Source organism: Pseudomonas sp. BN606 (genome assembly GCF_029873115.1).
GTDB lineage: Bacteria > Pseudomonadota > Gammaproteobacteria > Pseudomonadales > Pseudomonadaceae > Metapseudomonas.
The window spans coordinates 21,679-48,655 of sequence record NZ_SSOF01000052.1 but is presented as its reverse complement, the minus strand read 5'-3'; the positions used below and the strand labels follow the sequence as shown (position 1 = coordinate 48,655).

At 63.3% G+C, this 26,977-nt stretch carries 26 protein-coding genes; 19 read left to right on the top strand and 7 right to left on the bottom strand.

The genetic code is table 11. The annotated features are described in order from the left end of the window. The first annotated feature begins 34 nt into the window (after positions 1-34). From htpG to E8E75_RS07860, 3 genes are all read left to right on the top strand, one after another. Entirely contained in the window at positions 35-1,933 is a 1,899-nt protein-coding gene (htpG, locus tag E8E75_RS07870) for a molecular chaperone HtpG (protein WP_120651605.1), read from the top strand. Between the two features lie 260 nt (positions 1,934-2,193). Further along, on the top strand, positions 2,194-2,982 hold the full coding sequence (locus tag E8E75_RS07865; RefSeq protein ID WP_153921138.1) for a dienelactone hydrolase family protein: 789 nt from the start codon (positions 2,194-2,196) through the stop codon (positions 2,980-2,982). 3 nt (positions 2,983-2,985) lie between these two features. Next, on the top strand, positions 2,986-3,711 hold the full coding sequence (locus E8E75_RS07860; RefSeq protein WP_280358470.1) for a dienelactone hydrolase family protein: 726 nt from the start codon (positions 2,986-2,988) through the stop codon (positions 3,709-3,711). Between the two features lie 33 nt (positions 3,712-3,744). Here the strand turns inward: E8E75_RS07860 and E8E75_RS07855 are convergent, their stop codons facing one another. Continuing rightward, positions 3,745-4,605, bottom strand: a complete 861-nt coding sequence (locus E8E75_RS07855; RefSeq protein WP_178123554.1) for a pirin family protein — start codon at positions 4,603-4,605, stop codon at positions 3,745-3,747. A gap of 20 nt (positions 4,606-4,625) precedes the next feature. After that, positions 4,626-5,045, bottom strand: coding sequence for an OsmC family protein (locus E8E75_RS07850; RefSeq protein WP_120651602.1), 420 nt, complete (start codon positions 5,043-5,045; stop codon positions 4,626-4,628). A 188-nt stretch (positions 5,046-5,233) separates the two neighbouring features. On the opposite strand from E8E75_RS07850, the gene E8E75_RS07845 reads away from it, so the two are divergent. The 5 genes from E8E75_RS07845 to mddA all read left to right on the top strand — a co-directional run bounded on the left by E8E75_RS07845 (position 5,234) and on the right by mddA (position 11,334). Continuing rightward, positions 5,234-6,208, top strand: a complete 975-nt coding sequence (locus E8E75_RS07845; RefSeq protein WP_256673221.1) for an amidohydrolase family protein — start codon at positions 5,234-5,236, stop codon at positions 6,206-6,208. A 63-nt stretch (positions 6,209-6,271) separates the two neighbouring features. After that, complete coding sequence (locus tag E8E75_RS07840; RefSeq protein WP_120651600.1) at positions 6,272-6,736, top strand: DUF3859 domain-containing protein; 465 nt, start codon at positions 6,272-6,274, stop codon at positions 6,734-6,736. Between the two features lie 65 nt (positions 6,737-6,801). Next, positions 6,802-7,521 (top strand): response regulator, encoded by a 720-nt coding sequence (locus E8E75_RS07835; protein WP_120651599.1) that lies wholly within the window; start codon positions 6,802-6,804, stop codon positions 7,519-7,521. Positions 7,522-7,643: 122 nt separating this feature from the next. Continuing rightward, positions 7,644-10,466: a PAS domain S-box protein gene (locus tag E8E75_RS07830; RefSeq protein ID WP_120651598.1), complete on the top strand. Its 2,823-nt coding sequence runs from the start codon at positions 7,644-7,646 to the stop codon at positions 10,464-10,466. Between the two features lie 94 nt (positions 10,467-10,560). Continuing rightward, positions 10,561-11,334, top strand: a complete 774-nt coding sequence (mddA, locus tag E8E75_RS07825; RefSeq protein WP_120651597.1) for a methanethiol S-methyltransferase — start codon at positions 10,561-10,563, stop codon at positions 11,332-11,334. Between the two features lie 49 nt (positions 11,335-11,383). Here the strand turns inward: mddA and E8E75_RS07820 are convergent, their stop codons facing one another. The 4 genes from E8E75_RS07820 to E8E75_RS07805 all read right to left on the bottom strand — a co-directional run bounded on the left by E8E75_RS07820 (position 11,384) and on the right by E8E75_RS07805 (position 15,590). After that, the gene (locus E8E75_RS07820) at positions 11,384-11,557 is read right to left on the bottom strand and encodes a hypothetical protein (RefSeq protein ID WP_153921144.1); all 174 of its coding nucleotides are present in this window, start codon (positions 11,555-11,557) and stop codon (positions 11,384-11,386) included. Positions 11,558-11,678: 121 nt separating this feature from the next. Further along, on the bottom strand, positions 11,679-12,896 hold the full coding sequence (gene fabB, locus E8E75_RS07815) for a beta-ketoacyl-ACP synthase I (RefSeq protein ID WP_120651596.1): 1,218 nt from the start codon (positions 12,894-12,896) through the stop codon (positions 11,679-11,681). An 11-nt stretch (positions 12,897-12,907) separates the two neighbouring features. Then, positions 12,908-13,423, bottom strand: coding sequence for a 3-hydroxyacyl-[acyl-carrier-protein] dehydratase FabA (fabA, locus tag E8E75_RS07810; protein ID WP_003456128.1), 516 nt, complete (start codon positions 13,421-13,423; stop codon positions 12,908-12,910). A gap of 259 nt (positions 13,424-13,682) precedes the next feature. Further along, on the bottom strand, positions 13,683-15,590 hold the full coding sequence (locus tag E8E75_RS07805; protein ID WP_120651595.1) for an ATP-binding protein: 1,908 nt from the start codon (positions 15,588-15,590) through the stop codon (positions 13,683-13,685). A 325-nt stretch (positions 15,591-15,915) separates the two neighbouring features. Between E8E75_RS07805 and E8E75_RS07800 the strand changes: the two genes are divergently transcribed. From E8E75_RS07800 to E8E75_RS07750, 11 genes are all read left to right on the top strand, one after another. Next, the gene (locus tag E8E75_RS07800) at positions 15,916-16,938 is read left to right on the top strand and encodes an NAD(P)H-dependent glycerol-3-phosphate dehydrogenase (RefSeq protein ID WP_120651594.1); all 1,023 of its coding nucleotides are present in this window, start codon (positions 15,916-15,918) and stop codon (positions 16,936-16,938) included. A 38-nt stretch (positions 16,939-16,976) separates the two neighbouring features. Beyond that, positions 16,977-17,324, top strand: a complete 348-nt coding sequence (locus E8E75_RS07795) for a DUF4389 domain-containing protein (protein WP_120651593.1) — start codon at positions 16,977-16,979, stop codon at positions 17,322-17,324. Then, complete coding sequence (sixA, locus tag E8E75_RS07790; RefSeq protein ID WP_120651592.1) at positions 17,321-17,785, top strand: phosphohistidine phosphatase SixA; 465 nt, start codon at positions 17,321-17,323, stop codon at positions 17,783-17,785. Before E8E75_RS07795 ends, sixA begins: the two co-directional genes overlap by 4 nt. Before the next feature lie 104 nt (positions 17,786-17,889). After that, positions 17,890-19,557, top strand: a complete 1,668-nt coding sequence (locus E8E75_RS07785; RefSeq protein WP_280358464.1) for an AMP-binding protein — start codon at positions 17,890-17,892, stop codon at positions 19,555-19,557. 49 nt (positions 19,558-19,606) lie between these two features. Continuing rightward, entirely contained in the window at positions 19,607-20,053 is a 447-nt protein-coding gene (locus E8E75_RS07780; RefSeq protein WP_153921147.1) for a hotdog fold thioesterase, read from the top strand. Between the two features lie 272 nt (positions 20,054-20,325). Beyond that, complete coding sequence (locus tag E8E75_RS07775; protein ID WP_120651589.1) at positions 20,326-21,129, top strand: AraC family transcriptional regulator; 804 nt, start codon at positions 20,326-20,328, stop codon at positions 21,127-21,129. 45 nt (positions 21,130-21,174) lie between these two features. Next, positions 21,175-21,822, top strand: coding sequence for a LysE family transporter (locus tag E8E75_RS07770; RefSeq protein ID WP_153921149.1), 648 nt, complete (start codon positions 21,175-21,177; stop codon positions 21,820-21,822). An 84-nt stretch (positions 21,823-21,906) separates the two neighbouring features. Further along, on the top strand, positions 21,907-22,710 hold the full coding sequence (locus E8E75_RS07765) for an alpha/beta hydrolase (protein ID WP_153921151.1): 804 nt from the start codon (positions 21,907-21,909) through the stop codon (positions 22,708-22,710). After that, entirely contained in the window at positions 22,707-23,570 is an 864-nt protein-coding gene (locus E8E75_RS07760; RefSeq protein WP_120651586.1) for an alpha/beta fold hydrolase, read from the top strand. The genes E8E75_RS07765 and E8E75_RS07760 overlap by 4 nt, the downstream gene beginning before the upstream one ends. Before the next feature lie 162 nt (positions 23,571-23,732). Beyond that, complete coding sequence (locus E8E75_RS07755) at positions 23,733-24,542, top strand: DUF4892 domain-containing protein (protein ID WP_120651585.1); 810 nt, start codon at positions 23,733-23,735, stop codon at positions 24,540-24,542. An 89-nt stretch (positions 24,543-24,631) separates the two neighbouring features. Further along, positions 24,632-25,717, top strand: a complete 1,086-nt coding sequence (locus tag E8E75_RS07750; protein ID WP_120651584.1) for an AI-2E family transporter — start codon at positions 24,632-24,634, stop codon at positions 25,715-25,717. A 42-nt stretch (positions 25,718-25,759) separates the two neighbouring features. On the opposite strand, the gene E8E75_RS07745 is transcribed toward E8E75_RS07750, so the two are convergent. Then, the gene (locus E8E75_RS07745; protein WP_153921153.1) at positions 25,760-26,938 is read right to left on the bottom strand and encodes a GGDEF domain-containing protein; all 1,179 of its coding nucleotides are present in this window, start codon (positions 26,936-26,938) and stop codon (positions 25,760-25,762) included. Positions 26,939-26,977: the final 39 nt, after the last annotated feature.

Below are 26,977 nucleotides of genomic sequence, written 5' to 3'. Positions count from 1 at the left end.
GCGGCTCTAGCCATCCACGTGGAGTAAGACGACCATGAGTGTGGAAACTCAAAAAGAAACCCTGGGCTTCCAGACCGAGGTGAAGCAACTGCTTCACCTGATGATCCATTCCCTGTATTCCAACAAGGAAATCTTCCTCCGCGAGTTGATTTCCAACGCCTCCGACGCAGCCGACAAGCTGCGCTTCGAAGCGCTGGCAACGCCCGCGCTGCTGGAAGGGGGCGCCGAGCTGAAGATCCGAGTCAGCTTCGACAAGGAGGCTCGCACCGTCACCCTAGAGGACAACGGCATCGGCATGAGCCGTGACGAGGTGATCGCGCACCTGGGCACCATCGCCAAGTCCGGGACTGCCGACTTCCTGAAGAACCTCTCCGGCGACCAGAAGAAGGATTCCCACCTTATCGGCCAGTTCGGCGTGGGCTTCTATTCCGCGTTCATCGTTGCCGACAAGGTCGACGTGTTCACCCGTCGCGCCGGCCTGGCTGCCACCGAAGGTGTTCACTGGTCGTCTCAAGGCGAAGGCGAGTTCGACATCGCCACCATCGACAAGGCCGAACGCGGCACCCGTATCGTCCTGCACCTGAAGAGCGGCGAAGAAGAGTTTGCCGACGGCTGGCGCCTGCGCAACGTCATCAAGAAATACTCGGACCACATCGCCCTGCCCATCGAGTTGCCGAAGGAGCATCACGGTGAGGATGCGCCGGCCGAGCAGGAGTGGGAAACCGTCAACCGCGCCAGTGCGCTCTGGACCCGTCCGCGCACCGACGTGAAGGACGAGGAGTACCAGGAGTTCTACAAGCACGTCGCCCACGACTTCGAGAATCCGCTGTCCTGGAGCCACAACAAGGTTGAGGGCAAGCTGGAATACACTTCGCTGCTCTACGTCCCGGCCCGTGCACCGTTCGACCTCTATCACCGCGAGGCGCCGCGTGGTCTGAAGCTCTACGTGCAACGCGTGTTCATCATGGACCAGGCTGACCAGTTCCTGCCGCTCTACCTGCGCTTCATCAAGGGCGTGGTGGACTCCAACGACCTGTCGCTGAACGTTTCCCGCGAAATCCTGCAGTCCGGTCCGGTGATCGACTCCATGAAGTCGGCGCTGACCAAGCGTGTGCTGGACATGCTGGAGAAGCTGGCGAAGAACGAACCCGAGCAATACAAGGGCTTCTGGAAGAACTTCGGCCAGGTGCTGAAGGAAGGTCCGGCGGAGGATTTCGCCAACAAGGAGAAGATCGCCGGCCTGCTGCGTTTCGCTGCCACCAGCGACGATTCGGGCGAGCAGAGCGTTTCCCTGGCCGACTATATCGGTCGCATGAAGGAAGGCCAGGACAAGATCTACTACCTCACTGGCGAGAGCTATTCGCAGGTGAAGAACAGCCCGCACCTGGAAGTCTTCCGTAAGAAAGGCATCGAAGTGCTGCTGCTCACCGACCGCATCGACGAATGGCTGATGAGCTACCTCTCCGACTTCGACGGCAAGGGCTTCGTTGACGTCGCACGTGGCGATCTCGACCTCGGCAAGCTGGACTCGGAAGAGGACAAGAAGGCCCAGGAAGAAGTCGCCAAGACCAAGGAGGGGCTCATCGAGCGTCTCAAGACCGCGCTGGGTGAAGAAGTCTCGGAAGTGCGCGTGTCGCACCGCCTGACCGACTCTCCGGCGATCCTCGCCATCGGCGAACAGGACCTGGGCCTGCAGATGCGCCAGATCCTCGAAGCCAGCGGCCAGAAAGTACCGGACTCCAAGCCGATATTCGAGATCAACCCGGCCCACCCGCTTATCGAGAAGCTCGATGGCGAGCAGGACGAGGACCGCTTCGGCGAGCTGTCGCACATCCTCTTCGACCAGGCTGCCCTGGCCGCAGGCGACAGCCTGAAGGACCCGGCTGCCTACGTGCGTCGCCTGAACAAGCTGCTGGTGGAGCTCTCCGCCTGACTGTTGGAAGGTAAGGAAAAGGCCCGCAAATGCGGGCCTTTTCTTTGTCCGGGATTAACGCCGGCTCTTCTTGGGTCGAGTTCACTCGCCAACCGGATCGCAGGTACGACAAGCAGCGTCTTGGTGTAGCTGCGTCGCCCTTGGCGAATGAATGCCACACATCGGGCCAGGCTGAAATTCCAGGCAATGAAAGCGGTAGGACGGTTTGCGCCACAGGACTGTCTAACCTTGGTCATTTCCCCAGGAAAGGAGAGCACTCCATGAACCGTTTGCTGCTTTCTTCGCTGTTGTTCGCATTCACCGGCCCCGCCTGGGCGGCTATGGTCACCCAGGCGGTTCCCTATGAGATCGATGGCAAGGCCTTCGAGGGCACGCTGGTCTACGACGATACCGTGAAGACACCGCGCCCCGGCTTGATGATGGTGCCCAACTGGCTTGGAGTGACGCCGGCTGCAGCTGAACAGGCCAAGGAGATTGCCGGACAACGCTATGTGATCTTCATCGCCGACATGTACGGCAAGGGCATCCGACCGAGCAATCCGGAAGAGGCAAAGGCTGCGGCTACTGCCGTGCGTGGCGATCGTCCATTGATGCGCAAGCGCGCCCAGGCCGGTGTGGAGGTACTCCGCAAGCAGGGCGAGAAAGTGCCGCTGGACGTGGCGAGCCTCGGTGCGATCGGGTTCTGCTTCGGTGGTGGCAGCGTGCTTGAACTGGCGCGTTCAGGGGCTCCGCTGAAGGGCTTCGTATCCTTCCATGGCAACCTCGATACCCCCAATCCGGCCGATGCCCGCAATATTCGCGCACCGGTGCTGGTGCTGCATGGCGCCGACGATCCAGCGGTACCCAAGGATCAGGTGGATGCCTTCAGCGCCGAAATGACGGCCGCGAAGGCAGACTGGCAATTGGTCAGCTACGGCGGTGCGGTGCATTCCTTTACCGATCGCGAGGCCAATGTGCCGGGTCGCAATGAATACAATCCCAAGGTCGCCGCACGGGCCTACCAGGCCATGAACGACCTGTTCGATGAAGTCTTTACCGGAGCAAGGTAATCCATGACGCAAATCCAGTCCCGGTCGCTTGGCTATACCGTCGATGGCCTGGCATTCGAAGGCTGCCTATTGTTCGACGCGGCTGACATGGCCCCGCGTCCCGGGCTGTTGATGGCGCCCAATTGGTTCGGTGTCAGCGATGGTGCGCGCGAGCTGGCCAGCCAGGTGGCCGGCCGGGGTTTTCGCGTGTTGCTGGTCGATATTTATGGGGCGACGGTGAGGCCGGCGAGTACCGCGGAGGCCAGCGCCGCCATGCTGCCGCTCAAGCAGGATCGCGCGTTGCTGCGTCGACGCCTGCTAGTGGCCCTTGACGCTTTGCGCAGCCAGGAATTGGCGCCGGCGGATGGCACACGGCTGGCGGCTTTCGGTTTCTGCTTTGGCGGCACCTGTGCGCTGGAGCTGGCCCGGGCTGGAGCGCCGCTCAAGGCTGCCGTGTCATTTCATGGCGCACTGGATACCCCGAACCCCGATGATGCCCGCAATATCCAGGGCGCCGTGCTGGTGCTGGATGGCGCCCAAGACCCGCTGGTACCCCGTGAGCAACTGCCGACGTTTGCCAGGGAGATGGGGGAGGCGGGCGTGGATTGGCAATTACTGAGCTTTGGCGGCGCGGTGCATTCGTTCACCGATCCTGCCGCCAACAACCCGGGAACCGCGCAGTACAACGAAAAGGTATCGCGGCGCGCATTCACCGCAATGTATGCGCTGCTGGACGAGGTCTTCGTTTAGGGGCGAGGCCCAAACAGGTGCAGGGCGAGCCGATCAGCGCGGCAGTTCGATGCGGCTGGTCTCGCCCGGCACGGTCGGCCAGTCGCCGGCTGCCCAACGGCTGCGCGCGTTTTCGATCAGCTCGGGGCTGCTGGATACGAAGTTCCAGTTCATCCTCCTCGGACCATCCAGCGGAGCACCACCGATCATCACCAGTTGGCAGCTGCTACATGCGGCAAGCACAAACTCCTCGCCTTCGGGCAAAACCACCAGGCTGCGTGGCTCCAGCGTCTGCTCGTCCAGCAAGGCTTCACCCTCCAGCAGGTACAGCGCGCGCTGGGGATGTTCGCAAGGGATGGTCAGCGTGGCGCCGGCTTCCAGTTGCAGATCGGCGTAGAGGGTAGGGGAGAGCACCGGTACGGGTGATTCCAGGCAGAAGCCCGTTCCGGCGATCAGGCGTATACGCGCGCCGAGTGCTTCCTGTTGAGGCAGGCTGGATGCCGGGTGATGGCTGTAGCTGGGTTCGCAGTCCTCGGAGGCCTTGGGCAGGGCCAGCCATACTTGAAGGCCATGGGCACGGGAGCCGCTGGCCAGCAGGTTCGCCGGCGTGCGCTCGACATGGGCGACGCCGCGGCCGGCCGTCATCCAGCTGACATCGCCCGGTTTCACCAACTGGTCAGACCCCAGGCTGTCCTTGTGTTGTAGTTCGCCTTCGAACAGGTAGGTGAGGGTGGACAGGCCGATATGCGGATGCTGGCGCACATCCATACCCGTCCCCGGCGCATAGTCGGCCTCCAGCATGTGATCGAAGAACACGAAGGGTCCGACGCTACGGCACTGGGCCGAAGGTAACGGACGGAGGATGGGTTGCCCGGCGACTTCTTCGGCGCGGGGTCGGATGATGAGGATGCTCATGCTCAGGATTCCTACAGGGTTTACTGACTGAAGTCGCCTTCGGCAAGGCGCGTTGCGATGCTTACTTCCACCTGGGTCATCAGCTTGTGTACCGGGCACTTGTCAGCGATACGCAGCAGGGTGGCGCGCTGCTCATCGGTGAGGGCGCCGCGCAGGGTCAACTTCACATCCAGCCGATAGTGGCCCTTGCGTTCTTCGCTGTCGTCGCGGGTAACGTCGACGTCCACCCCCGTCAGCGGGATGCCGTTCTTCTGGGCGTAGTAGGTCACGGTCAGCGCCTTGCAGCTGCCCAGGGCTGCATCGAAGTAGTCATGCGGCTCAGGGTCTGCACCTGCGCCACCCAGCTCGGTCGGCAGGTCGGTGAACAGAGGTGCCTTGCCGTCCAGTTCGATGCGCTGGCGGGTGCCGATGGCGGAATCACGGGTGAGACGGATAGTCATGGAGGGCCTCCTGGCCGATGGACGGATCGAGTCCCGGCTAGGCTAACGCAAAGGGCGGCGGCCGGCAGCAGGGCGCGCGCGTTGAACGCACGCGCACCGAAGCCGGTCTACAGTCGCTCAGCTTTTCCGGAGGAAGTGTCTTGTACCGACTGAGGACCAGTCTTGCCGCGCTGCTGCTGGCGGTCACCATGCCGGGCGAAGCGCGTGAGTATCGCTTCAGCGATGCCCATCTCCATTACGTGGATTTCTTCCAGGAAAGCGATGGAATGAAGTCATTGGTGAAGGCGATGGACAAGGCAAACATCGACCATGTGATGATTTCCGGCATTCCGGTGGCCAAGAAGTGGCACGAGGACGAGCCCAAGCGGCCGCGTTACTACGCCGGGGACGATGCCGGTGCCTACTGGTACAGCGCCACGGATGTGCAAGTGGCCGCTGCGGTGAAGCAACTGCCCGCCGAGCAGCGCAAGCGCTTCCACCCTTTCCTGAGTGGCTTCAACCCCAACGACAAGAATTCCGATGCGCACATTCGCCGAATGCTGGAGCTGGACCCAGGGCTCTGGCAGGGCATCGGTGAAGTGTTCACCCGACACGACGACCTCACGGCCCTGATCGATGGCGACACGCCACGCGCCAACAATGAGGCCATGACCCGCATCTATCATCTGGCGGCCGAGTACGACCTGCCGGTGCTGCTGCACTCGAATATCACCTCCAAGCGCGAGCGCAACCCGCTCTACTTGCAGGAAGTGGAGGAGCCACTGCGCAATCATCCCCATGTGCGCTTCATCTGGGCCCATGCAGGCTCCAGCATGGAAATACACCGTCACCAGACGAAGATGGAGTTCCTCCTGCCCGCTCTGGACCGGCTTCTCGGGGCCTATCCAAACCTCTACATCGACTTGTCGTGGAGCGTGCTGAAACCCTATCTGCTGGACACCGACGGCAAGCCGGTTCGCCGTTGGCTAAAGCTGGTGGAACGGTATCCGGACCGCTTCATGCTGGGCTCGGACGTGGTGGGGCGTTTCGACGGGCTGGGTGACTACCTGACGGCCTACGATGTCTTTCTCGACGCCTTGCCAGAGGCGGTGGCGCGCAAGGTGGCGCGGGACAATTTCCTCGCCGTACTACCAGCCAGGCACCGGAGCGATCGCACGCAGTGAGCCTGTCACAAGGATGTCATGGGCACGTCATAACCTCGCGCCACCGCAAACAAGGAGCGCGACATGATCCCCTTTCGAATGACAGCACTCGTGGCCCTCGGCCTGGCCTCCGGCGTTGCCCTGGCTGATGTGCGAGTGGATGGCCCGGTGGAGTACGGCATCTTCGAATCCCAGTACCAGGACTACCAGCCGGGCGAGCGCGTGCTGACTCGCAGCAACCAGACCATCGAGCAGACCGACGAAATCCCGGCCAAGCTCGGTACCAAGTTCGGCATGCGCTACACACTGCTTGGCAAGCAGGAAAAGGACGCACCGCTGACCCTGCTCTACCTCACCCCCGGCGTGGTCACGCCGGATGGCAAGCGCCACGACAAGTTCGTGGTGGAGCAGAAGATGGCACCTGGCGCACCCACTGACGTGATGGCCTTCGAGTTCACCGAGCATTATGAAGTGGTGCCGGGTGAGTGGCGCTTCATGGTCTTCCAGGCGGACCGCCTGCTGGCCGAACAGAGCTTCACCGTCCGCTGATTCCGCGTGCGTCGCCGTGGCGCGCTATAGTCGCTGGGTCTGAAGCAGGCGCGAGGCGCGGGCCCATGGCCGAACAGATCAGCATTCTGGTGGTGGATGACGACGAGGCGATCCGCGAGTTGTTGCTGGATTACCTCGGCGGCCAGGGCTACCAGGTCCACGCCGTGGCCGACAGCCGCCAGATGCGTGCGCGGCTGGCCGAGGCGCTACCCGACCTGGTGCTACTGGATGTCGGGCTGCCCGGCGAGGATGGCCTCAGCCTTGCGCGCTACCTGCGCGAGCATCACGACTTACCGGTGATCATGGTGTCCGGTGCAGGCACGCCGCTGGATCGCATCGTCGGCCTGGAAGTGGGCGCTGACGACTACGTGGCCAAACCCTTCGACCCGAGGGAGCTGCTGGCACGGCTCAAGACCGTGCTACGGCGCTATCGCCGTGCCCCTGCACCTGCGGCCATGCCCGCCACGGAAAGCGACAATCCCTGCCTGCAACTCGGCCTCTGCCGTCTCGACCTGCAGAGCCGTCAGCTATTCAATGCGGCGGGCGAGGAAATTCCCCTGACCGCCATGGAGTTCGACCTGCTCCAGGCCTTCGCCCAGCGGCCCAACCGTCCGCTTTCCCGCGACCAGTTGCTGAATCTGACTCAGCATCGCGACTGGAACCCCTTCGACCGCTCCATCGATATTCGCATTGCGCGCCTTCGCCGTAAGCTGGAAGCGGACCCGGACAAGCCGCAGATCATCCGCACCGTACGTGGCGTGGGGTACATGTTCGTGCCGGGCTAAAACCACAATTCGCCCCCACGTCAGCGCTTTGTTTCAATTGTTTCAATGGTCCCGGATGCCCTCCGGAGAAGGGCAGGCTGTCTCTATACTCAGGCAGTCCGCTTCCCCCGGAGGGCCCACCGGTGAGCCAGCCATTGACCCGTCACTTCACCATCAGTGCCGAAGAGCATCACCTGCGACAGATCGTCGATAACAGCAGCGCGGTGATCTATGTAAAGGACCTGGACGGCCGTCTGGTGCTGGTCAACCGGTCGTTCGAGCGCCTGTTCAAGGTGCGTGCCGAACGCGTGCTGGGGCACACCGATCACGAATTCTTCCCCAAGGAAATTGCCGACGTTCTACGGGCCAACGACCTGCGGGTGATCCAGCTTGGCCATGAGCTCGAGTTCGAAGAGCAAGTGCCAATGGGCGGCAGCATTCGTACTTACCTGTCGAACAAGTTCCCGCTGTTCGATAGCGAGGGGCGGGTCAGCGCCATCTGCGGCATTTCCACCGACATCAGCTCGCGCAAGAGCCTGGAGGAAGTCCTGCGCTTCGTTGCCCTGGGTGTGTCCGCCGCGACCGGTAATGAGGTGTTCGAGGCGATCGCGCGCTACATGGTGCGCTCGCTGAATGCCGACTTCGCCTTCGTCAGCCGCATCAGCGACGAGGGACCGCATCGCCTTACCACGCTCGCGCTCTACTACGAGGGCAAGCTGCACCAGAACGCGACCTATGACTTGAAGAGCACGCCCTGCGCCGAGGTATTCGGCCGCAGTTTCCATTTCGTGCCCCGCGACTTGCGCAGCTCCTACCCCGGCGATGAAGTACTGGCCTCTTTCGGCGTCGACAGCTACGCCGGCTTCCCGCTTTTTGCCAGTGATGGCCGCCCGCTGGGGTTGATTGCCGCGGGGCGCACGGGACCGATGAGCGACCGCGACAAGGTGGAGTCGGTGCTGCGCATCTTCTCGGTACGGGCTGCGGCAGAGATAGAGCGCCTGGAGGCCGAGGCCAGCTACCGGGCGATCTTCGATACCTCGGAGGACGCCATCTTCGTCCACGATATCGAGAGTGGCGGCCTGGTGGACGTAAACCCCAAGGCATGCCGTGCCTATGGCTACAGCTACGAGGAAATGCTCAAGCTGGAGATCGACGCGTTCAGCGCCGGCTATTCGCCCTATACCGGCAAGGAAGCGGCCGGCTACCTGGCCCGTGCCGCTGCCGGCCAGATGCAGCGTTTCGAATGGCACCGGCGCAATCGCGACGGCAGCCTGCACTGGGATGAAGTGCTGCTCAAGCGCGTGGCCATCGGCGGCATAGACCGCATCCTTGGCATCACCCGCGAAATCACCCAGCGCAAGGAGGCCGAGCAGGCCTTGCGGGCCAGCGAAATTCAGTATCGGGCCATTACCAATACCGCCCTGGACTGCTTCATCAGCATGGACGAGGCCGGTCGGGTGCTGGCCTTCAACCCGGCGGCCGAGCAGTGCTTCGGCATCAGCCGCGAACAGGCGCTGGGCCACTCGCTGCTGAAACTGATCATCCCGCCACGTTTCCGCGAAGCCTACGAGCACGCTCTGGAACACTACCTGCAGACCGGGCACGGTGCCTTCCTCGGCAAACGTATGGAAGTGATGGCCCAGCGTGCCGATGGCCGTGAGTTCGCCGCTGAACTGGCTCTGACCCAGGTGCCAGGAGATGAGGGACCACGTTTCATCTGCTATCTGCGCGACATCACTGAACGCACCCAGGCCGAAGAAGAGCGCGCCCGGCTGGAACAGCAGTTGCGCCAGGCCCAGCGCATGGAGGCCATTGGGCACCTCACGGGAGGTATTGCCCACGACTTCAACAATCTGCTGACCAGCATGCTCGGCTATACCGTGATGGCCCAGGAGTTGGCGGAGCAGGGCGGCGACGAGCGACTCGGCAAATACCTGTCGCGGGTGCAGCGCTCGGCGGAAAAGGCTCGCGACCTGATTCAGCAGATGCTCACTTTCAGCCGTGGCAGCCGCGGCAAGCCGCAGGTGGTGGCGTTGGACCTCCTGCTGGGGAATTTCATTCGTCTGGTGGAGTCGACCTTGCCGGCGACCGTCGAGCTGGAGGTGAAACTGGACCACGACCTGCCGCAGGTGTTGGCGGACCCGGTGCAGCTGGAGCAGGTGCTGATGAATCTCTGCATCAACGCCCGGGATGCCATGGGCAGTGTCGGCCAATTGCGGGTGAGCCTGTGCCAGCAGGAGCTGGAGGGCACCTGCGCTTCCTGTCAGCAACGAATCAAGGGTCCCTACGTTGCGCTCACCGTGAGCGACAGCGGGCCGGGAATCGATCCGGCGTTGCGGGCGCAGATATTCGAGCCGTTCTTCTCGACCAAGGCCAGTGGGCAGGGTAGCGGCATGGGGCTGTCCATGGTGCATGGCATCGTCCATGAGTACGGTGGCCATATCCATCTGGACAGCGCACCTGGGCAGGGCGCCACCTTCAGGGTGCTGATGCCAGCCCACGGCCCAGCCGTCGCCGCGGACACGACGAGTGCGCCGACAACTGAGCGCCCGCTGTTGCGGTCGGCTCTGAGCGGACGCGTGGCGGTGGTAGACGACGACGCCACGGTGGCCGAGTTCATGGGAGAGCTGCTGGAGGGCTGGGGGCTGGAGACAAGTATCTTCTGTGACGCCGAGCAAGCCAGCCAGCTGCTCTGCGCCGACCCCTACGCCTGGGACTTCGCCATCCTCGACCAGAGCATGCCGCGCCTTTCCGGCCTGCAGCTCGCAAGGCGCCTGCTGGCGTCCCGCGCGGACCTGCCCATCGTGCTCTATACGGGGTTCAGCGACTCGTTGCTGGAGAGCGAGGTGCAGCAGCAAGGGGTCAAGGCATTGCTGACCAAGCCCCTGAACCAGCAGCGCTTGCATCAACTGTTGCATGCCTGGCTGGGAAACCCGGGGAGCGGATACAAAGCGGAAACAAACTGAGCGCTGTCAGCCATAGGGCTGATACAGGCCGGGCCCAAGCTGGTTTCCAAGGCGGAGAGTTGTCGCCGACCAGAACCCCAGGCAGGAGCGCATCATGTTCACCTACTTCAAGCGCGTTTCGATTTTCTTCTACGGCCTGATCAGTTACCTGATCTTCTTCGCCACCTTCGTCTACTCCATCGGCTTCGTTGCCAACTTGCCATTTGCTCCGCGCACCCTGGATGGTGATCCGCGCTTGCCGTTCTGGGCCGCCCTTGGAATCGACGTACTGCTGCTGGCCATCTTCGCCGTCCAACACAGTCTGATGGCCCGCCCGGCCTTCAAGGCCTGGTGGACCCAGTGGATTCCGCCTGCAGCCGAGCGCAGCACCTACGTACTGTTTTCCAGCCTGGCGCTGATCATGCTGTACAGCTATTGGCAGCCCCTGGGTGGCGAGATCTGGAACATCGAGAACCGCTCCGGTCGTCTGGTGCTGGGCGCCACCTTCGGTTTCGGCTGGGCGTTGGTGTTCTACGCTACCTTGCTGATCAACCACTTCGATCTGTTCGGACTGCGCCAGGTCTGGCTGAACCTGCTGGGCAAGCCCTACACGGCGCTGGAGTTCAAGATGCCTGGTGCCTACAAGCTGGTGCGGCATCCGCTGTACCTGGGATGGTTCCTGTGCTTCTGGGCGACGCCGACCATGACTGCGACCCATCTGCTGTTCGCGGTAGTGACCAGCATCTACATACTGGCCGCCATCCAACTGGAAGAGCGCGACCTGCTGCGCGAGCATCCCGAGTACGCCGACTACCGGCAGAAGGTGCCCATGTTGCTGCCGCGCGTCGGTAGCCGTGACAAAGCGAGCGACGGCCGCGAGGCGGCCTGATCACAGGGAAATGAAAAGGGCGCCTTCGGGCGCCCTTGTGGTGTCCGGCTCAGACTACGAATTTCCCGATCATGCCGTTGAAGTCCAGCGCCAGGCGAGAGAGCTCCTGGCTGGCCGCGGAAGTCTGCTGCAGCGCCTGCATCAGTTGGGCGGACTCCTCGCGACCACGGGTGTCAATGTCGCCTGTAAGGTCCCCACAGGCCACCATCCCGGCATTGAGCACGGCATCGTCGAACTTAGCTACGCGAGTGTGTAGGCGATGGTGCTGTTCAACGGTGGGGCGGACAGAAAGGAAAAGGCCCGTATCCGGTGGGATACGGGCCTTTTCGGTACCGCAGGAGCCGTCAGCCGTTGAAGCGGCGCAGCACCAGGGTGGCGTTGGTGCCGCCGAAGCCGAAGCTGTTGGACATGACGGTGTCGATCTGAACGTTCTCGCGGGTCTCACGCAGGATCGGCAGATCGGCCACTTCCGGGTCGAGCTCGTCGATGTTGGCGGAACCGGCCATGAACTTGCCTTCCATCATCAGCAGGCAGTAGATCGCTTCCTGTACGCCTGCTGCGCCCAGGGAGTGGCCGGAGAGGCTCTTGGTGGAGCTGATGGCAGGGGCCTTGTCACCGAACACAGCGCGTACGCCGCGGATTTCGGCAACGTCGCCCACCGGAGTGGAAGTGCCGTGGGTGTTCAGGTAGTCGATCGGCGTGTCGACGGTGGACAGCGCCAGCTGCATGCAGCGGATGGCGCCTTCGCCACTCGGGGCAACCATGTCGTAGCCGTCGGAAGTCGCGCCGTAGCCGACGATTTCCGCGTAGATCTTGGCGCCACGCTTGAGGGCGTGTTCCAGCTCCTCGACCACCACCATGCCGCCGCCGCCGGCGATGACGAAACCGTCACGCTTGGCGTCGTAGGCGCGGGAGGCCTTCTCGGGAGTCTCGTTGTACTGGGTGGACAGGGCGCCCATGGCGTCGAACAGGCAGCTCTGGCTCCAATGTTCTTCTTCACCGCCGCCGGCGAAGACCATGTCCTGCTTGCCCAGCTGGATCTGCTCCATGGCCTGGCCGATGCAGTGTGCGCTGGTGGCGCAAGCCGAGGAGATGGAGAAGTTCACGCCCTTGATCTGGAAGGGAGTGGCCAGGCACGCCGAAACAGTGCTGCCCATGGTGCGGGTCACACGGTATGGGCCGATGCGCTTGACGCCCTTTTCGCGCAGGGTGTCGATGGCTTCCATCTGGTTGACGGTGGAAGCGCCGCCGGAGCCGGCGATCAGGCCCACGCGCGGATTGGAGATCTGCTCGGCGGTCAGGCCGGCGTCTTCGATGGCCTGCTGCATGGCCAGGTAGGCATAGGCAGCGGCATCACCCATGAAACGGAAGAGCTTGCGATCGATCAGCTCTTCCAGGTTCAGGTTGACTGAGCCGGACACCTGGCTGCGCAGTCCCATCTCGGCATAGGACGGGTTGTGGCGAATACCGGCCTTGCCGGCGCGCAGGTTGGCGGAAACAGTGGCTTTGTCATTACCCAGGCAGGAAACGATGCCCAGGCCAGTGATCACGACGCGACGCATGCGGATGTCCTTCAGAAGCTGTCGGTAGAGGTGAACAGGCCAACGCGCAGGCCTTCGGCGCTGTAGATCTCGCGGCCGTCGACGGCAACGGTGCCATCGGCGATGCCGAGGATCAGCGAACGATTAATAGTGCGCTTGATGTGAATGTTGTAGGTGATCTTTTTCGCGGACGGCAGCACCTGGCCGAAGAACTTGACTTCGCCGGAGCCCAGGGCACGGCCACGGCCGGGGTTACCCTGCCAGCCGAGGTAGAAACCAACCAGCTGCCACATGGCGTCGAGGCCGAGGCAACCGGGCATGACCGGGTCGCCTTCGAAATGGCAGGCGAAGAACCACAGGTCCGGGTTGATATCGAGCTCGGCGACGATCTCGCCTTTGCCGTACTTCCCGCCGGTTTCGCTGATATGCACGATGCGATCGATCATCAGCATGTTGGGGGCGGGCAGTTGCGCATTACCAGGGCCGAACAGCTCGCCGCGACTGCAGCGCAGGAGGTCTTCCCGGGTATAGGCGTTTTGTTTGGTCATGCGAGCTCCTCAATGGTCCCCGTCTGGCACAGGGCTTTGCATTCATCCTTCTGCCGTGGCCTTTGTTGGGGGCGTCGGACGACAGACTAGTCATAGACTGTTGCGTTGCGGTGAAAGTCACAGAGTGGCGAGCACAGTCGTGCACCTGAGTGACAAAGGCCTGCCGCAAGGGCGTGCCAGGGACATCCCGCTCGCAAATCGTGGAGCACTTTAACATCCCGGAACACTCGACGAATGTCTGGAAACGGCACCAACCGTTTTAGTCCGACGGCCTGCTCAGCCAGCGCTGCATTACTCGCAACAGATCAGCGCGCTTGAAGGGCTTGGCCAGGTAGTCGTTCATGCCCGCCGCCAGGCAGGCTTCGCGGTCGCCCTGTAGGGCGTTGGCTGTCAGGGCGATAATTGGCAGCGTTGCGCCACCATTCATCTGGCGAATCTGGCGTGTAGCTTCGTAGCCGTCGAGCACAGGTAGGCGGCAGTCCATGAGAATCGCCGAATAGTGGTGACGTGAAGCCTGGTGCACTGCCTGGGCGCCATCGCCAACCAGGCTGACCTGATAGCCCAGGCTGCGCAGCATGGCCTCGATCACCGTCTGGTTCACCGGGTTGTCTTCCACCAGCAGGACGTGCTGACCAGTGCCTTCGCCATGCTCCTGCGTCTGATTGGTCAGGGCTTCCGCGCCCTGGGGGCGGAATGGCAGGGGAATTTCCAGGGTGAAGGTCGACCCTGAACCTTCGTGGCTTTCGGCCCTCAAGGTGCCGCCCATGCGCTCGGCAAGGGTACGTGCGATGGGCAGGCCGAGCCCCGTGCCGCCATAGCGACGGGAAATCGAGTGATCGGCTTGTTGGAAGGCGTCGAACATATGCTCCAGGCGATCCGGCGGGATGCCGATACCGCTGTCGTGCACCGCGCAGGTGAGCCAGAGCACTTCGCTGTCCAGTGCCTGCCAGCGTGTTTCCACCCTGATGCCGCCTTCTTCCGTGAACTTGAGGGCATTACCTACCAGGTTGACGAGAATCTGCCGCAGTCGCGTCGGGTCGCCGTGGGCTTCGACACGCTCCAGACCGTCCTGGGTGTCGAGGGTCAGGGTCAGCCCGCGCTGCTGCGCACTGTGTTGGAACACCTGTACTGATCCCAGGATCAGATCCAGCAGGTTGAACGGGATGCGCTCCAGTTCAAGTGCGCCGCGTTCTATGCGAGAGAAGTCGAGGATGTCGTTGATCACCTTCAACAGGTGCTCCGTGGACTCCGTGGCCAATGCCGCGTACTCGGCCTGCTCCTCGGTCATCTCGGTGGTTTCCAGTAACTGCAGCATGCCCAGGACACCATTCATGGGAGTGCGCAGTTCGTGGCTCATCATCGCCAGAAAGTCGGATTTGGCGCGGTTCGCCATCTCCGCCTCTTCGTGCGCCTTGATCAGTTGGCCCATGGCCTGTTGCTGTTCCTGGCTGGCCTTTTCAAGGCCGCTGGCCAGATTGTTGATATGCCGACTGAGGTCGCCCAGTTCGCTGTCATCCACTACGGGCAGGCTGGCGTTGTAGTTACCCTCCTGAATGGCCTTGACCGCGTCCCCCATCGCACTGATGGGCTGCGACAGGCGTGTGGCCAGTCGGCGCGCTAGAAGGAAGGTGAGCAGGAGAGCGATCAGGGCCAGCACCGTCGCTTTGAGGAGGATTTCCTGCTGGCGACTGCTGAAGGCGTCGTTGGACATACCGACGACGACACGGCCCAGGTAATTGCCGTCATTGCTACGGCCGTCTCCATTGGCCAGGGTGCGCCGGGCCTGAAGGTGCATCTGCTGCTGGAGGATGGGCGCGTGGAACACTTCCACCTGGGAGCCGGTCTTTTCCAAGCTGTCCTGTTGTTCCAGGTACACCAGGATGTTGTCGGCGCGGTCGCGCACTTCGAGGAAGCGCACATGGGGCGTACCCAGGCTGGCCTGGAGAAGGCCTTCCAGGACCTCCAGGTTCCCTGTGACAACGCCGTACTCCGCCGCCGGGGCGAGCTGGCTGGCGATTAGTTGGCCGGTGTGGTTCAGCTCCTGGCGCAGGTCCTGGAGGCGAGCGAAGGTGAAGAAGCCGGTGAGCAGCAGGGTCAGCAGCAGGGCCGGTCCGAGGCTGATCAACTGGGTGCGGGTATGGATGTCCCAGCGGCGCCGCAAGGTCATAGGCGCGACTCTCCGTCGGCGGCAGGAGAGTTCGGGAGTCTGGGGGAGGGTCGGCACATCTTCCTTTTGCCTCGATGCGGGGTCGTCCATGAAGCGGAACTATGCAGGAACTTTAGTCCCGATATGCCCCAATGCTGGGGGAAATTTAGATATCCGGAGGATGCCAGGGAACGAATAGGGTTCCCTTGACGCCAAAAAAACTGCGGCATCTTAACCGAGGACGATTGCTTTGCCAGTGCAATGGCTCTGGATAGAGGCTGGCTGGGCGGCGGCGCCTCCGTATAATGCGTGAATTCGCCACTCCAATGGCCTACATGGATCCGTTATGACTGAACAGCAACCCGTCGCGGTGCTAGGCGGCGGCAGCTTCGGCACCGCCATTGCCAATCTGCTGGCCGAAAATGGCCAGCGCGTGCGCCACTGGATGCGCGACCCGGATCAGGCCGAGGCGATCCGTACACAGCGCGAAAACCCGCGCTATCTCAAGGGCGTGAAAATCCTGCCCGGCGTTGAGCCGGATACGGACCTGTCCGCGGTCCTCGCCGATTGCGAGCTGGTCTTCGTTGCCTTACCGTCCAGCGCGCTGCGCAAGGCTCTGGAGCCGGTGGCCGGCCAACTGGCCGGCAAGCTGCTGGTCAGCACCACCAAGGGCATCGAGGCGCAGAGCTTCAAGCTGATGAGCCAGATTCTCGAAGAGGTGGCCCCGGATGCACGCATCGGCGTGATCTCGGGTCCCAACCTGGCCAAGGAAATCGCCGACCATGCGCTGACCGCCACCGTGGTCGCCAGTGAGGACACCGAGCTGTGCAAGCGGGTGCAGTCCGCGTTGCATGGCCGTACTTTCCGCGTCTACGCCAGCCAGGATCGCTTCGGCGTCGAGCTGGGCGGTGCGCTGAAGAACGTCTACGCCATCATTGCCGGCATGGCCGCCGCGTTGGATATGGGTGAGAACACCAAGAGCATGCTGATCACCCGCGCCCTGGCGGAGATGACCCGCTTCGCCGTCAAGCTGGGTGCCAATCCCATGACCTTCCTCGGCCTTGCCGGCGTCGGCGACCTGATCGTCACCTGCTCCTCGCCCAAGAGCCGCAACTACCAGGTCGGCTATGCGCTGGGCGAGGGCCTTTCCCTGGAAGACGCTGTCGCGCGCCTTGGCGAGGTCGCCGAAGGCGTCAACACGCTCAAGGTACTCAAGACCCGTGCAGAGGAGCTGCAGGTCTACATGCCGCTGGTCGCTGGCCTGCATGCCATCCTTTTCGAGGGGCGTACGCTGGCTCAGGTGATCGAGTTGCTGATGCGCGGCGAGCCCAAGACGGACGTAGATTTCATCCCAACCTCGGGCTTCTAGGCCCAGGACCATCACCGCTTCGGACAAGGAGATTCCCCATGAGTGAAGAGCGCGAAGACCTGCAACGCGAGCACATCCTGCTGCGCGTTCTGTGGATGCTGATCTTCGTCATCGTCTGGCAACTGGCCGAGATCGTGCTGGGCGCCGTGGTTCTGCTGCAACTTGGCTACCGTGCCTTCTACGGGGCGCCCAATGCGGGGCTGCTGTCCTTTGGCGATAGCCTGAGCCAGTACCTGGCGCAGATTGGCCGCTTCGGCACTTTCAATACCGAAGAAAAGCCCTGGCCCTTCGGCGACTGGCCCGCGGCTCGTGCTCCCGAGGGCGAGACGCCGCACGCGGTACCGCCCGCGGCCCATCCGGTACGTGACGAAGAGCCCAGGCTATGAGGCTCTGGCTCCTGCGTCATGGCGAGGCCGAACCCCGTGCCCGAACCGATGCGGAGCGCGAACTCACACGCCACGGCCGCAAGGACGTGCTGCACAGCGCCGCCCAGCTTGCCGGGCGACCGCTGAGCGCGATTCTCGCCAGCCCTTATGTGAGGGCGCAGCAAACCGCCGAACTGGTTCGTGATGCGCTGGGATTCAGCGGTGCCGTTGGCACCGCACCCTGGCTCACACCCGATAGCGATCCGCGCGAGGCGCTGAATTTCCTCGCTGAACGCAGCGAGCAGGATCTCCTGCTGGTCACCCACAATCCCTTTGTCAGCGACCTGGCGGGCTTGCTGATCCACGGCCATCGCCAGGAGCCCTTGCCCATGGGAACGGCCAGCCTTGCCGAGCTGGAGGGTGATCTCCTCATCCCCGGACTGATGTCACTGCGCACCATCCATCACGTTCGCCATCACTGACGATTCGCAACATTTCTTAACTTGCGCCTCCTCCGGGTGCGTGGAATAGTCGCCCAAGCAAGTGCTTGGTTGTCCCCCACAAAAAGAACAAAGGAGGAGGCCCTGTGGCTGATGCAGTCCGTTTGCCGCTTGAAGTTTTTTTTGAGCGTGAAGCTCGTCATCCGAACAAACGCTATCTGGTCCAGCCACTTGGTGGCGGCAGGATCGAGGAGCTGACCTGGGCCGAAGTGGGCGAACAAGCCCGCCGGGCCGCCAGTTGGCTCCGCGGTCGCGACCTGCCCCAGGGCAGCCGCATTGCGATCATCTCCAAGAATTGCGCTCACTGGATCGTCGCCGACTTCGCCATCTGGATGGCTGGCCACGTATCCGTTCCTCTGTATCCCAACCTCACAGCCGAATCGGTCCACCAGGTGCTGGAGCATTCCGAGTCGGCGCTGGCCTTCATCGGCAAGCTCGACGATTGGCCAGCCATGGCCGGTGGTGTGCCCGAAGGCGTGCCGACCGTTGCATTGCCGATCCACCCCGAAGGCACCTTCGATTTCAGCTGGGCCGACCTGCAGGCCGTCAACCCGATCCAGGACAGCCCCAAGGGTTCTGCAGACCAACTCGCCACCATCATCTATACCTCCGGCACCACGGGTACGCCCAAGGGGGTGATGCACAATTTCAGCAACTTCGCTTTCGCCGCCAACCATGGAATGAACCTGTTTCAGACCGGCGAGGAAGACCGATTGCTGTCCTACCTGCCGCTATGCCATGTGGCAGAGCGCATGTTCGTCGAGATGGGGTCGCTCTACGCCGGGCAGACGGTATTCTTCGCCGAAAGTCTGGAAACCTTCCTTGAGGACCTGCGTCGCGCACGGCCTACGGCCATTTTCGGCGTGCCGCGGATCTGGACCAAGTTCCAGATGGGTGTCTATTCGAAGATGTCGGCACAAAAACTCGATCGCTTGCTCAGGCTCCCCGTCATTGGTCGTATCGTCGGACGCAAGGTCCTCACTGGCCTCGGTCTTGATGCCGTGCGAAACGCCCTGTGCGGAGCCGCACCGGTGCCCGGTGCGCTGCTGAACTGGTACCAGCGCCTAGGCCTGGAAGTGCTGGAGGTCTACGGCATGACCGAGAACTGCGGTTACTCCCACCTGTGCCGCAAAGGTGAGGTGATGCCCGGTTGGATTGGCCGCAACAGTCCCGGCGTGGAAGTGCGCATCAGCGAAGACGGTGAAGTGCAGGTGCGCAGCGGTGCCACGATGCAGGGCTATTTCAAGGACCCCGCGAAAACTGCCGAAACCATTACCGAGGACGGCTACCTGCGCACCGGAGACAAGGGTGAGCAGGACGCCAAGGGCAACCTGCGCCTGACTGGCCGCATCAAGGAAATCTTCAAGACCAGCAAGGGCAAGTACGTGGCCCCGGCACCCATCGAGAACCGCCTGGCGGTGCATCCGCGTATCGAGCAGGTCTGTGTGGTGGGCGATGGGTTGCCCCAACCCATGGCGCTCTGCGTACTGTCCGAAGTAGGGCGGCAGGAGGCGGCCAACAGCGCCCGCTCAGAACTGGAGCTCAGCCTGCGCAGCCTGCTGGAAGAGGTCAACGGCGATCTCGACAAGCATGAGCGCCTGCATGGGCTGGTGCTGGTCAAGGACATCTGGGCGGTAGACAACGGTTTCCTGACTCCGACGCTGAAGATCAAGCGCAATATCGTTGAAGACGCTTATGGCAAGCGCTTCCCGGAATGGCTGGAACGCCAGGAAGCGGTGGTCTGGCACGAATGATCAAGTTTGGCCGGGACACCGCTCCCGGCCCTCCACAAGGAGCGACCCAATGGGCCTGTGGCGACAATTCCCCGATCTTGCACACCTCAACGAATCCCTGAAGAACACCATTGGCGAAGGCCTGGACATCCGTTTCGAGTCCTTCGACGACGAATCCTTGACCGCCAGCATGGTGGTCGATCAGCGCACCCACCAGCCATATGGCCTGCTGCATGGCGGCGCGTCGGTGGTGCTGGCGGAAACCCTCGGTTCCACTGCCAGCTTCCTGTGCATCGACGCCAGCCGCTACTACTGCGTCGGCCTGGAGGTCAACGCCAACCACTTGCGTGGCCTGCGCAGCGGCCGGGTCACCGCGGTGGCCCGGCCGGTGCATCTCGGTCGTACTACCCATGTCTGGGATATCCGACTGGCTGGCGAGGACGGCAAGCCCAGCTGCATTTCCCGCCTGACAATGGCCATCGTTCCCCTCGGCTCCGAGCCGCCGCGGCGCGGCTGACATGTAGGAGCGAGCTTGCTCGCGAAAGTTCGTGCTCGGGCTGTTCGCGAGCAAGCTCGCTCCTAAAGAAAGTCCGGCTTCATGCAGCTAGTCGGTGCATTTCAATCGTCACTGCTACAAGGGTGGATGACGCTCTATTCATCCACCATCGGAGCATGGGCGGGCATCGGACGGTGGAAATGAAAAGCGATTTCTACCCTATGGCATTTCGGGCCAATACTTCCGCAATTTTGTCCAAGAAGCTCACGGCGCCACGGAGTAAAGTGGCGCCCATGGACCAGACCAACCACATCCCCAGCTGCCTGCCGGGCGTCCGACTGATCGACGCCCAGTACCAGCACTTCGCCTTTCCCCGGCACTTCCATCTGGAGTACCACCTGGGACTGGTCGTGCGCGGTCGGCAACGCTACCTGCACCAGGGTGAAAGCCATCAGGCCGACACCGGGGACGTGTTGTTGATGGCGCCGGAGCAGATCCACGATGGCGCCGGCGTCGATGGCCAGAGCTATCAGATCCGTGTGCTGGCTTTCGATCCGCAATGGCTGGACGACGCCAGCCGCAGTCTCAGCGATGAGCGCCAGGGTGCGCCGCGCCTGACCACCAGCATCCTCCGGGACGCCAACTTGCGTGGCCAGTTGCAGGACCTGCACGGCGCGTTGCTGCAAGGGTCACGACTGGAGCAGGAAGGCCACCTCTGGCCAGCCTTGGCCAACCTGCTGGGACAGGGCTCCACCCTGCGAGTCCGTGAGCCGGAACATGGCTTTGATACCCGCACCTGGTCGCGCTTGAGGGAGTGGCTGGAGTCGCGCCTCGATTCACCGCCCTCTCTGGAAGAGCTGGCCCTGTTCTGTGGACTCAGCCCCTGGCAGGCATTGCGCCGCTTCAATCGCCAGTGCGGCCTGCCGCCTCACCAGTGGTTGACCCAATTGCGCCTGGAACGTGCGCTGCCTCGGGTCCTGCGTGGCGAGAGCCTGAGCGAGGTGGCCCTGGATCTGGGTTTCTACGACCAGGCGCATTTCTCGCGATTGTTCCGCCGCAACTACGGCGTACCACCGGCGAAGCTGCGCAGCCGCTGATCCACCGCCCCCGCTGAATTCCCCCAATATCCTGGAGAATCATCCATGCAGGAGACTTCCGTCTTGCTGTCGCTGGCGGCCGTGTTCGCCGTCGCCCTGGTCAGCCCCGGCCCCGATGTGGCCCTGGTGGTGCGTACCGCCATGCATGAGGGGCGTCGCGCCGGCCTCCTGAGCGCCCTGGGCCTGGCCTGCGGCATCCTCGTCCACGGCATGTTGGTGCTGACTGGCGTTGCCCTGCTGGTGAGCCGCTCGCCGATGCTCTTCGACCTGCTGCAGCTGATCGGCGCGAGCTATCTCGGCTGGCTTGGCATCGGGGCAGTGCGCGCCTGGTTCCGACGCGGACAGGGCGGCGGGAGCTTCGAGGGCGCGTTGTCACCTTCGGCTCTGGGCCCCTGGTTGCGCGGGCTGGCCACCAACCTGTTCAACCCCAAGGCGCTGGTGTTTTTCCTGGCAATGCTGTCCGGGCTTATTCCGGCGGATATGTCCTTCGCCGGCAAGGTCGGGGCGGCCGCGATTCTCTTCGGCATGGGGCTGGCCTGGTTCAGTGGCCTTGGCCTGGCACTCACCCGCGGTAGCAACCAGCAACTGCTGCTGCGCGCAGCGCCCGCCATCGATCTGGCCTGTGGCCTGGTCTTCCTGCTGGTGGCCCTGGGGTTGGCGGGCAGGCTGTTGGCACCGGGTCTTTGGCAATAGCGCCATCATCACTGGCGGTTACAGTCATTGCCGAGCGAGCGGGGCTGCCGGAAAATCCCGGCATTCTCCGACGAGCCGGATGCCATGCACACCATCTTCTTCGCCCATGCCAACGGCTTTCCTTCGGCCACCTACGGCAAGCTCTTCGCCGCCCTGGCGCCGGACTTCCGCGTTGAACACCTGGAACAACACGGCCATGACCCAAGATTCCCGGTGAACGACAACTGGGAAAACCTGGTGGACGAACTCATCCATCACCTGGAAGCGCGCGGCGAGCCGGTCTGGGGCCTGGGGCATTCCCTGGGCGGCGTGTTGCACTTTCACGCGGCCCTGCGTCGGCCGGAGCTCTACCGCGGCGTGGTGATGCTCGATTCCCCAGTGCTGACCCTGGCTGACCGCATCGTCATCCGCGCGGCCAAGCGCTTCGGCTTCATCGACCGCATCACCCCGGCGGGCCGCACCCTTGGTCGCCGCGAGGAGTTCGGCGACTTCAGCGAGGCGCGCGACTACTTCGCCGGCAAGAACCTGTTCCGCCGCTTCGATCCGGATTGCCTGGATGCCTACGTCCAGCATGGCCTGGCTCGGCAGGGCGAGTCGCTGCGGCTGAAGTTCGACGCCGCCACCGAGATCAGCATTTACCGCAGCGTGCCTCACCGCACGCCCGGCCGTCCGCAACAGCTCAAGGTGCCCGTGGCACTGGTACGTGGGCGTCACAGCAAGGTGGTGATGCCGCACCATGCGCGACTGGTGAAGCGGGTGCCGCAAGGCGAATACCTGTCGCTGCCCGGCGGGCACATGTTCCCGCTGGAGCGACCCCAGGAAACCGCCGACCTTCTCAAATCCGTATTCGGCCGCTGGGACGGTCGTTGCCAGGAGGCCAGTGCATGACTGCCCAGGTCGAAGAAATCCGCCTCAACCTGCCCCATATCGAGCTGGCCGCTCACCTCTATGGCCCGGAGGACGGCCAGCCGGTGATCGCGCTGCATGGCTGGTTGGACAACGCCAACACCTTCGCCCGACTGGCGCCGCGTCTGCAGGGGCTGCGCATAGTCGCGCTCGATTTTGCCGGTCACGGGCTGTCGGCCCACCGGGGGCCGGGGGCGAGCTACCTGTTGTGGGATTACGCCGCTGACGTGCTGCTGGTGGCCGAGCAGCTGGGTTGGGAGAAATTTTCCCTGCTCGGGCACTCCATGGGCGCCATCGTTTCGGTGATGCTGGCCGGCGCCATTCCCGAGCGGATCAAGCACCTGGCCCTGATCGATGGCCTGATGCCCTACACGGGCGAAGCCGAACAGGCGCCGGCCAAGCTGGGCGAGGCGCTACGCGCGCAACTGGCGCTGGTAGGCAAGCGCAAACCGGTCTACGCCGCGATAGACCGTGCCGTCGAGGCGCGCATGCGCGGTACGGGCGGTGTCAGCCGCGAGGCCGCCGAACTGCTTGCTGAGCGGGGCCTGATGCCGGTACCAGGCGGCTACACCTGGCGCACCGACAGCCGCCTGACCCTGCCGTCTCCGCTGCGCCTGACCCGTGCCCATGCATTGGCCTTCGCCCAGGCGGTGAAGTGTCCAACCATGCTGGTGCTGGCAGAGCAGGGCCTGCTGCATGTGGAGCCGAAGTTCGCCAGCCTTCTGGAGCAACTGCCCTTTGCGGTGCATTGCCTACCCGGCAAGCATCACCTGCACTTGGATGACGAGGCTGGCGCCCAGGCCGTAGCAGACTGTTTCAATCCCTTCTTCGCCATTCCTTGACTTGCACCGGCCAAGCGGGAAGGCTGGCCGCTTTTGGTCAGGGAGCAGTGGGATGGTCGATCGGCCTGGAACCACAGTGCGGCGCGGCATGATCCGTGGCGAGCGGCAGGAAAAGGTCGGGAAGCTGGTCCAGACTGCTCACTCCGGGACATATCGATAAGGATGCGCATGCGCCTCACCCTAATTGCCGGTCTTCTACTGGCAGCATCCGTGCAGGCAGCCGACCTGCCTGAAAGCCACGACCTGGCGGCATTGCCGCGTTTCCCCCATGCCGAGATCACCGACTTCCGCGAGAACCCGGACCAGGAGCGAACCTATCCGCAGAGCTCCATCCGCCGCATCAGCAACCAATTACGCATGGAGCGCAAGATCGATGCGGAGGGCCGCCAGACTTCTGTAACCTACCGCCTGCCCACTGACCACAGCTCCTTCGATGCTTTCGACCGCGCCCGCCGCGACCTGCTCGCTGGCGGTGCCGAGTTGCTCTATTGGTGCCAGGGTCGCGATTGTGGCTCCAGCAGCCTCTGGGCCAACGCCATCTTCGGCAACTCCAAGCTGTATGGCCCGGACGAGCAGCAGGCCTACCTGTTGCTGCGCCTGGCTGAGCCGCATCAGGACAGCCTGCTTGCTCTCTACGGCATCACCCGGGGCAATCGCCGGGCCTACCTGCACGCCGAGCAGCTGGACGCCAACGCCCCCTTGGGTGAGTTGCTGCCAACCCCCGATACCCTGATGCGTGAACTGAAAAGCAGCGGTGAGCTGCACCTTGCGCGTCTGCCTGAGCAACCCTCGGATGCCTGGGCGACCCTGCTTTCGCGCTGCCTGAACCTTGATAGCACCCTTCGCATCAGTCTGGCTGGTGCGGGTGCCGAGGCCTGGCGCGAGGCGTTGGTGGGGCAGGGTGTACGCGCCGCGCGCCTGGAGCTGGGCGAGGGCAAGGGACCCGGTCTGCATCTGAATCTCCTGCGCTGAGTATCTGTCTCTATGCTTGTTCCTGCCGGCCGCGAGATGCGTGACGGCAGGCACGGCCTTTCCTTTCTGTTCGCCGGAGTGATTCAGGGATGTTGAACAACGATCGCCTATTGGTGCAGATCCTCCTGCTCGCTTTGCTTGGTGCCAGCCTCTGGGTGCTTGCCCCCTTTGTTTCTGCGCTGTTCTGGGCCGCCGTGCTGGCCTTTGCCAGCTGGCCGCTGATGCGCCTCTTGAGCAACCTGCTGAAAGGACGCGAGTCCGCGGCTGCCGCCTTACTCACCGCAGGTTGGGTGCTGTTGGTGGCGCTGCCGCTGGCGTGGCTGGTGGGCAACCTGGCCGAACATGTGCGCGATGCTACGGAGCTGGTGAAGAACGTCCAGGTGGAAGGCTTGCCGCCGCCACCGGACTGGTTGCAACAGGTGCCGTTGGTGGGTGAGCGCCTGGTTCGGGCCTGGCGCTCCATCGACGCCCAGGGCGCGGCCTTCTTTGCCAGCCTCAGGCCTTACATGGGGCAGGCCGGCAACTGGATTCTCGCGCGCACTGCTCAGATCGGCGGCGGCATGGTGGAACTGGTACTGAGTCTGGTGCTGGTGTTCTTCTTCTACCGCGATGGCCCGCGCATGGCGCTGTTCGTCGAGCGGGGCCTGGAGCGATTGATTGGTGATCGCGCTGAACACTATCTCGCACTGGTGGCCGGCACCGTGCAACGCGTGGTCAACGGCGTGATCGGTACCGCCGCCGCCCAGGCTGTGCTGGCGCTGATCGGTTTCTGGATCGCTGGTGTACCCGGTGCGCTGGTGCTGGGCATCGTCACCTTCGCCCTCAGCCTGATCCCCATGGGCCCGCCGCTTGTCTGGGTACCCGCAACGGCCTGGCTGGCCTGGCACGGTGACTATGGCTATGCGGTGTTCCTCGGCATCTGGGGCATGTTCGTCATCAGCGGCGTGGACAACGTGCTGAAACCCTACCTCATCAGCCGTGGTGGCAACCTGCCGTTGGTGGTGGTGTTGCTGGGCGTGTTCGGCGGAATCCTGGCCTTCGGCTTCATGGGGCTGTTCCTCGGCCCAACGCTGCTGGCGGTGGCCTACAGCCTGATCTCCGACTGGATCGGCGATGCGCAACCGCAGGTGGTGGTTTCCGCAGAGGCCCAGGAAAAGGAAAACCGGCCCTCCTGAGGAGCGGGGCGGCTCGCTGCGCGTTGAGCAATCCGCGGTGAGTCAGTCTGTCCGCAGCCCTTCGCCGCCCATGAAGGATCGATCCACCAGGCGAATGCTGTCTCGTCCGCCGCGTTTGGATTCGTAGAGCGCGGCATCGCCTTGCTCGATCAATGCCGCCAGGCTGGTCGGTGGCTGGTCGAACAGGCTGGCGCCGATGCTCAGGGTTACTGCCTCGGGTGTGTCGAAGTTCCGCGAGGCTGTCGCGTGGAACTGCTCCCGCAGTCGGTTGCCCAGCTCGACGATGCGTTCACGTGAGGCACGGCTCAGCAGGACGACGAATTCGTCGCCGCCCAGCCGCGCGGCAAGCGCTCGTTCGGGCAGTAGCGAGCGGATTATCTCGCTGAGCGCCACCAGCAACCGGTCTCCCGCACCATGGCCGTACAGGTCGTTGACCAGTTTGAAATTATCGATATCGATCAGTAGCAATGCACCCGGCTGAGTGCCGCTGACCTCTTCAAGCAGGCGCGGTGCGCGCGCTTCAAGGGCGCGGCGGTTGTAGAGGGCGGTCAGCGGGTCGCGTGCGGCCAGCCGTGCTATCCGTTTCTCTCGCCGATGACGTTCGGTGCCGGTCATCGACAGGGCGATCAGCATGATCGCCATCGCGCCTTCGACCAGCGAGATCTGGATGATCTCGCCACGGAAGGCGGCGAGATCCACCAGCGTGCCAGGAACCACGGCCGTCAGAGACTTGGCCAGGTAGAAAATGCCATGGGCCAGCAACACGTAGCGCAGCTGCACCGCGCCTACGCTCAGCGACTTGCCGTGGGGACGCAGGAGTGCGCTGGCCCTGAGCGCCAGCAGGGCGACCAGCAGCGAGTTGGCCAGGAACATGATCTTCGACCACAGCGGCCCATCCGGCAGCAGCAATAGGGCCGCCCAGGTGACGAAGATCAGGTACCAGGCCCGGGACAGCCGCGTCCCGGTGAAGCGCGCAACCCCCAGCAGGAACAGCCAGTGGGCGATCACCAGCAGACCGTTGGCGAACCAGATGCCGATGAACAGGAGACCGTTCCCGCGCAGCAGGGCCAGTGTCGAGCCAATGGTGATGGTGGCGAAGCCGGCGCTCCAGAACAACAGAGTGGGTTCACGAACGCTGCCCCATTCGACCGCCAGGTACAGGGCGGCGGCAGCTGCAAGGGCGATTGAAAGGGTCAGCATCGTGGGCGGATCGAGCGGCATATCCGAAGTGGGCTGTATGGCGGTTTAAGCCCACGATTG